Origin of the sequence: Tistlia sp., from assembly GCF_040905785.1 — a bacterium.
Lineage (GTDB): Bacteria > Pseudomonadota > Alphaproteobacteria > Kiloniellales > DSM-21159 > Tistlia.
This window is the reverse complement of record NZ_JBBDQW010000030.1, coordinates 1-7,689: the sequence shown is the minus strand read 5'-3', so window position 1 is coordinate 7,689 and position 7,689 is coordinate 1. Positions and strand designations below refer to the sequence as shown.

Annotated in this window: 6 protein-coding genes and 1 pseudogene; 6 read left to right on the top strand and 1 reads right to left on the bottom strand. The window is 72.2% G+C overall.

Translation table 11 applies throughout. The features are described from left to right. Positions 1–968: hydantoinase/oxoprolinase N-terminal domain-containing protein (locus WD341_RS07835; RefSeq protein WP_368424882.1), on the bottom strand; the 968-nt coding region annotated here is incomplete at its 3' end. Between the two features lie 221 nt (positions 969–1,189). Between WD341_RS07835 and WD341_RS07830 the strand changes: the two are divergent. From WD341_RS07830 to WD341_RS07805, 6 genes and pseudogenes are all read left to right on the top strand, one after another. After that, positions 1,190–1,612: pseudogene (locus WD341_RS07830) on the top strand (methyl-accepting chemotaxis protein); the annotation flags it as partial. A 169-nt stretch (positions 1,613–1,781) separates the two neighbouring features. Then, a complete protein-coding gene (locus WD341_RS07825) occupies positions 1,782–3,245 on the top strand; it encodes a protoglobin domain-containing protein (RefSeq protein ID WP_368424881.1) in 1,464 nt (487 codons plus the stop codon). Further along, positions 3,246–4,049 carry a TerB family tellurite resistance protein gene (locus tag WD341_RS07820; RefSeq protein WP_368424880.1) on the top strand — a complete coding sequence of 268 codons (804 nt, stop codon included), beginning with the start codon at positions 3,246–3,248 and terminating at the stop codon, positions 4,047–4,049. 32 nt (positions 4,050–4,081) lie between these two features. Beyond that, a complete protein-coding gene (locus tag WD341_RS07815) occupies positions 4,082–5,962 on the top strand; it encodes an ABC-F family ATP-binding cassette domain-containing protein (RefSeq protein ID WP_368424879.1) in 1,881 nt (626 codons plus the stop codon). Continuing rightward, positions 5,959–6,849, top strand: a complete 891-nt coding sequence (locus WD341_RS07810) for a DMT family transporter (RefSeq protein ID WP_368424878.1) — start codon at positions 5,959–5,961, stop codon at positions 6,847–6,849. The genes WD341_RS07815 and WD341_RS07810 overlap by 4 nt, the downstream gene beginning before the upstream one ends. Positions 6,850–6,879: 30 nt before the next feature. Continuing rightward, entirely contained in the window at positions 6,880–7,572 is a 693-nt protein-coding gene (locus WD341_RS07805; RefSeq protein ID WP_368424883.1) for an N-acetylmuramoyl-L-alanine amidase, read from the top strand. Positions 7,573–7,689 lie beyond the last annotated feature (117 nt).

Here is a 7,689-nt window from a genome sequence, read left to right as displayed (position 1 = left end):
CGCATGCGCACGCCGGCGACCAGCGTCTCGAAGGCGCGCTCGTACTCGCCGTCGTAGTGCGCCACGTCGGTCGAGGTGCCGCCCATGTCGAAGGTGATGATCTTGCCGAAGCCGCCCATGGCCGCGGTGCGCACGGCGCCGACGATCCCGCCGGCCGGGCCCGAGAGGATCGAGTCCTTGCCCTGGAAGGTGCGCGCGTCGGTCAGGCCGCCGTTCGACTGCATGAACATCAGGCTGACGGCGTCGGGCGTACCGGCGCCGAGCTGCCCGGCGACCTGGTCGACGTAGCGCCGCAGGATCGGCGAGAGGTAGGCGTCGACCACCGTGGTGTCGCCGCGGCCGACCAGCTTCATCAGCGGGCTGACCTCGTGGCTGACGCTGACCTGGGTGAAGCCGATCTCCCGGGCCAGGCGCGCCACGGCGCGCTCGTGCTCGGGGTAGCGGTAGCCGTGCATGAAGGCGATGGCGACCGAGCGGATGCCGTCGTCGAAGGCCTGCTGCAGGCCCGTCCGCGCGGCCTCCAGGTCGGCCGGCTTCAGGACCTCGCCGTCGGCGCGGACGCGCTCCGGGATCTCGATGACCCGCTCGTAGACCAGCTCGGGAAGCTCGATCCGGCGGGCGAAGATCTTCGGGCGGTTCTGGTAGCCGATGCGCAGCTGATCGGCGAAGCCCTCGGTGATCGCCAGCAGCGTGCGGTCGCCCTTGCGCTCGAGCAGGGCGTTGGTCGCGACCGTCGTGCCCATCTTCACGGCCTCGACGCGCTCGGCCGGAATCCGGGCTTCGCGCTCCAGGCCCAGGAGGTCGCGGATGCCCTGGATCGCGGCGTCCCGGTACTGCTCGGGGTTCTCGCTCAGCAGCTTGTGGGTCCGGATCGTGCCGTCGGGCGCGCGGCCCACCACGTCGGTGAAGGTGCCGCCGCGGTCGATCCAGAACTGCCAGTTGCCGCCGCTCGCAAGACCGTCCGCCATGATCGCTCCCTCTCGTTCGGAAGCCGGGATTGACGACGCTGGGGGCGGAAAAGTCAACGCCGGGAAGCGGGGGCGATCCTGCGGCCGAACGCAGGGACGGCAGCCCGCCGATTCCGATCGAAGACGCGCGTCGGTTATGGTCCGCTTCAACTAAAACGACGCAGAAATCGAATGAATACAGATAGCAGTTCCTCGTCTTTACGAAGCAGGCGGCGCGCGCCGGGGAATCCGGCAAGGGCTTCGCGGTGGTCGCCTCCGAGGTCAAGAACCTGGCGACCCAAACCGCCAAGGCGACCGAGGAGATCGGCCAGCAGATCGCCTCGATCCAGGCCGAGACCGGCGGCGCGGTCGACTCGATCGCCGAGATCAACTCCGTGGGCGCCGAGCTCAGCGAGATCGCCGGGGCGATCGCCTCCGCAGTCGAGGAGCAGTCGGCAGCGACCAGCGAGATCTCCGGTAACGTGACGCAGGCCTCGGCCGGGACCGCCGAGGTCAGCCGTGCCATCGAGGGCGTCGCCACGGCGACACGCCAGGCCGGCGCCGCCGCCGGCCAGGTGCTCGACTCCTCGCAGCAGCTGAACCGCGAATCCGAGGAGCTGCGGCAGCTCGTCGACCGCTTCCTGGCCGACGTCCGCGCCGCCTGAGACAGGCGCCTTGCGGCAGAGTGACGGGGCCCCCCCGCGCCCCCGGCGGGCCCGCGGCCGTTCGGGGAGGGGCCGGGGAAACCCTAACTTCACAATTGCCGACGAAGGTCGGGGCCGAACGGCGGGCACCCGCCCGTGCCGACCCCCTGCCCCACGAGGATCCTCCGACATGTCGAGCGACTACCTGAAGGAACGCCTGGCCTTCGCCCAGATCGATTCCGAGACCGGCGCCCTGCTGCGCGCAGCCAAGCCCTGGCTCGAGCAGGTGCTCCCGGGCATCCTCGACAGCTTCTACCGGCACATCGACGCTTTCCCGGAAACCGCGGCCTTCTTCCCGGACGCCCGGACCAAGCAGCACGCCAGGGACGCCCAGTTCGAGCACTGGAAGCTGATCCTGGACGGACGCTTCGACCAGACCTACGTCGCCTCTGTCCGGCGCATCGGCGAGGTCCACCAGCGGCTCGGCCTGGAGCCACGCATCTACATCGGCGGCTACTCCTTCCTCCTGACCAGCCTGATCGCGGCGATCGCCGAGCGCCCCGGATCGCGCTGGTCGAAGCGTGCGGCCGCCGAGCGCTCGGGGCTGCAGGAGGCGGTGACCAAGGCCGCCCTGCTCGACATGGACTTCGCCATCTCGATCTACCTGGAGGCCGGCGAGAGCGCGAAGGTCGCGACCATGGGCAGGATCGCCGACAGCTTCGACCGCGACGTCAAGAGCATCGTCGAGAGCGTCTCCGGCGCCGCCGCTGAGCTGCACGACACCGCCAGGGCGATGTCGGACATGGCGACGCGCACCGGCGAGCGCGCCACCGGAGTCGCGGCAGCGGCCGAGCAGGCGACCGACAACGTCACCACCGTCGCCTCGGCCGCCGAGGAGATGTCCAACTCGGTCCGCGAGATCTCGAGCCAGGTCCATTCGGCGACGCGCATCGCCCGCCTGGCGGTGACCCGCGCCGAGGAAACCGACGCAACGGTGCGCACCCTGGTCGAGACCGCCGACAGGATCGGCTCGGTGGTCACGCTGATCTCGGAGATCGCCGAGCAGACCAACCTGCTGGCGCTCAACGCGACCATCGAGGCGGCGCGCGCCGGCGAGGCCGGCAAGGGCTTCGCCGTCGTGGCCTCGGAGGTCAAGAACCTGGCGACCCAGACCGCCAAGGCGACCGAGGAGATCGGCCAGCAGATCACGACCATGCAGACCATCACCGGCAACGCCGCCGAGGCCATCGCCGAGATCGGCAAGGCGATCAACGAGATCGACGAGGTCTCCGCCTCGATCGCCTCTGCGGTCGAGGAGCAGTCGGCGGCGACCGGCGAGATCGCCCGCAACACGCAGGAGGCCTCGACCGGCACCCGCGGGGTCAGCGGCGAGATCGCTTCGGTGCAGCAGGGCTCACCGAGGCCGGCGCGGCCGCCAGCCAGCTGGTCTCCGCCGCCGGGCAGCTCAGCGAGCAGGCCGGGCAGCTCAGCCACCGCGTCGCCGGATTCCTGGCCGAGGTCCGCGCCGCCTGATCCGGCCCGCGAGCGGCGGGCGGTTCCTCGGGCGCGTCCCCCCTGCTGCAATGCCGCATCGCAATATGACCTCTTGCCGACGGCGGATCGCGGCGGCAGGATGCGCGCGGTCGAGGCATAGATGAGCATCTGGGGAAAAATCGTCGGCGGCGCCGCCGGCTTCATGCTGGGCGGGCCCTTGGGCGCGTTGATCGGCGGTCTCGCCGGCCACGCGGTCGATTCCATGCGCGAGTCGACCCGCCAGGACTTGCTCAAGGACCAGAGCGGCGGCGCAGGCGCCGACGCGGACAGCGCCACCTACGAGCACCACGGTACCGGCGAGGCCGGCGACAGCGCCCGCTCGATCGCCTTCACCATCGGCGTCATCGTACTCGGCGCCAAGATGGCCAAGGCCGACGGCAAGGTCACCAAGGACGAGGTCTCCGCCTTCAAGGAGGTCTTCCGGGTGCCGCCGGAGGAGATGAAGAACGTCGGGAAGATCTTCAACCAGGCGCGCCGCGACGCCTACGGCTACGAGCCCTACGCCCGCCAGCTCGGCCAGATGTTCAAGGGCCGGCCGCGCGTGCTCGAGGAGCTGCTCGACGGCCTGTTCCACATCGCCCGCGCCGACGGCGCGATCGCCGAACAGGAGATCGAGTTCCTGCGCAAGGTCGCCACGGCCTTCGGCTTCGACGAGGCCGACTGGGCGCGCATCCGCGCCGCCAACATGGGCCCCGACCAGCGCGACCCCTACACCGTCCTCGGCGTCCGCCACGACGACGACGCCGAGACCATCAAGGCGGCCTACCGCAAGCTGGTCCGCGAGAACCACCCGGACAAGCTGATCGCCCAGGGCATGCCCGAGGAGTTCGTCGCCGTGGCCAACAGCAAGCTGGCGACCATCAACCAGGCCTACGACGAGGTCCGGAAGCGCCGGGGGCTGTGATGCGCCCCGGCCAGCCGACCTGACCTGATCCCATGCCCCCTGTGCCCAAGAGCCCGCCCGCCAGGACACCGGCGGCGGCCGCCAAGTCGCCGCCGCTGATCGCCCTGCAGTCGGTTGCCGTGGACCTCGGCGACCGCAAGCTGTTCGAGGGCCTGGACCTGGCCCTGGCGCGCGGCGAGCGCGCCTGCCTGGTCGGGCGGAACGGCAGCGGCAAGTCGACGATCCTGCGCCTGCTCTGCGGCCAGCAGGACCCCGACGGCGGCCAGCGCTTCCTGCAGCCCGGCACCCGCGTCGGCTACCTGCCGCAGAACCCGGAGTTGGCCGCCGGGACCACGGTGCGCGACTACGTCGGCGCCGAGCTCGAGCCCGAGGCACTGCATCTGGCCGAGGCGGCGATCGAGCGCCTGGGCCTCGACCCCGAGGCGCAGCTCGGCACCCTGTCGGGCGGCGCCGGGCGACGCGCGGCCCTGGCCCGCGTGCTCGCCGGCCGCCCCGAGGTGCTGCTGCTCGACGAGCCGACCAACCACCTGGACCTGCCGACCATCCTGTGGCTCGAGGAGGAGCTCAACCGCTGGCGCGGCGCGCTGCTGACGATCAGCCACGACCGCCGCTTCCTCGAGACCGTCTCCTCGGTCGTGCTGTGGCTCGACCGCGGCACGCTGCGGCGCATGGAGCGCTCCTTTGCCCACTTCGACGCCTGGGTCGAGGAGGTCGCCGCCGGCGAGGCGCGCGAGCTCGACCGGCTCGGCAACGTGCTGCGCCAGGAGGAGCACTGGCTGCAGCGCGGCGTCACCGCCCGGCGCAAGCGCAACGAGGGCCGGCTGGCGCGCCTCAAGGACCTGCGCTCGACCCGCGCCAAGCTGCTGCAGCGCCGCCAGGGCGAGGCGCAGATCGAGATCGCCGAGGCCGAGCGCGGCGGCACCGTGGTCATCGAGGCAGAGGGCCTGACCAAGCGCTTCGACGGCCACGCCATCATCGAGGACTTCTCGACGCGGATCCGCCAGGGCGACCGCATCGGCCTGGTCGGGCGCAATGGCGCCGGCAAGACCACCCTTATCAACCTGCTGCTCGGCCGGCTCGAGCCCGATGCCGGCCGGGTCCGTCTCGGCAGCGGCGTCCAGGCCGAGGTCTTCGACCAGCACCGCGCGGCCCTCGATCCCGACGCCAGCCTGTGGCAGACGCTCTGCCCGACCGGCGGCGACATGATCCAGGTCGGCGACCGCCAGCGCCACGTCGTCGCCTACCTGCGCGACTTCCTGTTCGAGGAGGCCCAGATCCGCCAGCCGGTGCGCGCGCTGTCCGGCGGCGAGAAGAACCGCCTGCTGCTGGCGCGCCTCTTCGCCCGGCCCTCGAACCTGCTGCTGCTCGACGAGCCGACCAACGACCTCGACATGGACACCCTGGACCTGCTCGAGGAGGTGCTGGCCGACTACCGCGGCACCCTGCTGCTGGTCAGCCACGACCGCGACTTCCTGGACCGCCTGTGCAGCTCGGTGATCCTGCTCGACGGCCTCGGCGGGGCGGCGGAGTATCCCGGCGGCTACAGCGACGCGATCCGCCAGGCCGGCGGCCTGCCGGCGGCGGTGATGCGCGGCGCGGCGCCGGCCGGCCGCTCGGCGCCGCCGCCGCCGGCCCCGTCGCCCCCGGCCCGGCCGGCGCGCGGCGCCAAGCTGAGCTACAAGGAGCAGCGCGACCTCGACCTGCTGCCCGGCCGCATCGCGGCCTTGGAGCGGGAGATCGCGGAGCTCGAGGCTGAGCTCGCGGACGCCGCGCTCTACAGCCGCGATCCCGAGCGCTTCGAGGCGGGCAGCCGGCGCCTGGAGGCGGCGCGCGGCGAGCTGGAGGCCGCGGAGACGCGCTGGCTCGAGCTGGAGGAGAAGCGCGAGCGCCTGGCCGGGGAAGCCGGCGGGTGAAGTACCTCGCGATCCCGCCGCTGCATCTGCTCGGCTTCATCGGCATCATGGTGATCTGGGGCTTCAACTTCGCGATGGCGAAGTGGGGCCTGCGCGAGATGTCCCCGATGCTGCTGATGACGCTACGCTTCGCCATCGTCGCCGCCGTGCTGCTGCCCTTCGTGCCGCGGCCGACCGGGCGCTGGCGCGAGATCCTGCTGCTGTCCTTCCTGCTCGGCTTCCTGCACTTCGCCATGATGTTCACCGGGCTGGACGGCATCGACGCCTCGACGGCGGCGATCGCGATCCAGCTCCAGGTGCCCTTCGCCTCGCTGCTCGCGGTGCTGTTCTTCAAGGACAAGCTGGGCTGGCGGCGCCTGCTCGGCATGGCGATCGCCTTCGCCGGGGTCGCCGTGGTCGCCGGCGAGCCGCGCCTGGCCGGCAGCTATCTCTCGCTCGGGCTGGTCGTCGGCGCGGCGCTGATCTGGGCGGTCTCCAACCTGCTGGTCAAGGCGCTCCACGAGGTCTCCGGCTGGACCATCGCCGGCTGGATGTCGCTCTTCGCGACGCCGCAGCTGGCGCTCGGCTCCTGGCTGATCGAGGACGGGCAGCTGGCCGCGCTGCGCGACGCCAGCTGGCTCGCCTGGTCGGCGGTCGCCTACACCAGCCTCGCGGTCATGGTCGTCGGCTACGGCGGCTGGTACTGGCTGCTCAAGCGCCATCCGGTCAGCGTCGCCATGCCCTTCACCCTGCTGCTGCCGATCTTCGGCGCCGGTTCGGGCGTTCTGGCGCTCGGCGAGAGCCTGACCCCGGGCCTGCTGCTCGGCGGCGCGCTGGTCGTCGTCGGCGTCGGCATCATCGTGATCCGCCGGCCGACCACGACCGAGCCGACGGCCGAGCGCGTCTAGCCTGGAGGCCCCGCCTTGAGCGAGCTGACGATGGAAGCGCGCCCCTCGCCCAACCACGACGCACGGCCGGCTGGCCAGCCGATCGAGATCCTGCTGCTGCACTACACCGGCATGACCAGCCCCGAGGCCGCCCTGGAGCGGCTCTGCGACCCGGCCGCCAAGGTCAGCGCCCACTACCTGATCGAGGAGGACGGCCGGATCTGCCGCCTCGTCGCGGAGCCGCGGCGGGCCTGGCACGCCGGCCTCGCGGAATGGCGCGGCCGCGGCGACCTCAACGCCCGCTCGATCGGCGTCGAGCTGGTGAACCCGGGCCACGAGTGGGGCTACCGTCCTTTCCCCGAGGCCCAGACCCGGAGCCTGATCGCGCTCTGCCGGGAGATCCTGGCGCGCCACCCGATCCCGCGCCGCCAGGTGCTGGGCCACAGCGACGTCGCGCCGCTGCGCAAGGACGACCCCGGCGAGCTGTTCGACTGGGCGTGCCTGGCGGCGGCCGGGATCGGCCTGTGGCCGGAGGGCGCGCCGCCGGCCGAGCCCGACGAGGCGCTGGCGCGCCGGCAGCTCGCGGCCTTCGGCTACGGCTACCTGGAGCAGGACTTCGCCGCGGTGCTGCGCGCCTTCCAGCGCCACTTCCGCCCCGCCGCCGTGACCGGCACGCTCGACCCCGAGACGGCCGGCCGCCTCGCCGCGCTGGCTGCCCTGACCCGGACGCCCGCCGCCGATTGACCGGGGCCGATTGACCGGGGCCGATTGACCGGGCGCCGCGCAGAGCCTACATGGCTGCCGACGCCAGACGGCCGGATGGCCGCCTTCGTGGGGGGGGGGGGGGGGGGGGGGGGGGGG

Bases quoted from the DNA above. Each gene is read 5' to 3' on its own strand.
- WD341_RS07805 (WP_368424883.1), top strand. From the start codon at position 6,880: ATGGAAGCGCGCCCCTCGCCCAACCACGACGCACGGCCGGCTGGCCAG.
- WD341_RS07815 (WP_368424879.1), top strand. From the start codon at position 4,082: ATGCCCCCTGTGCCCAAGAGCCCGCCCGCCAGGACACCGGCGGCGGCC.
- WD341_RS07820 (WP_368424880.1), top strand. From the start codon at position 3,246: ATGAGCATCTGGGGAAAAATCGTCGGCGGCGCCGCCGGCTTCATGCTG.
- WD341_RS07825 (WP_368424881.1), top strand. From the start codon at position 1,782: ATGTCGAGCGACTACCTGAAGGAACGCCTGGCCTTCGCCCAGATCGAT.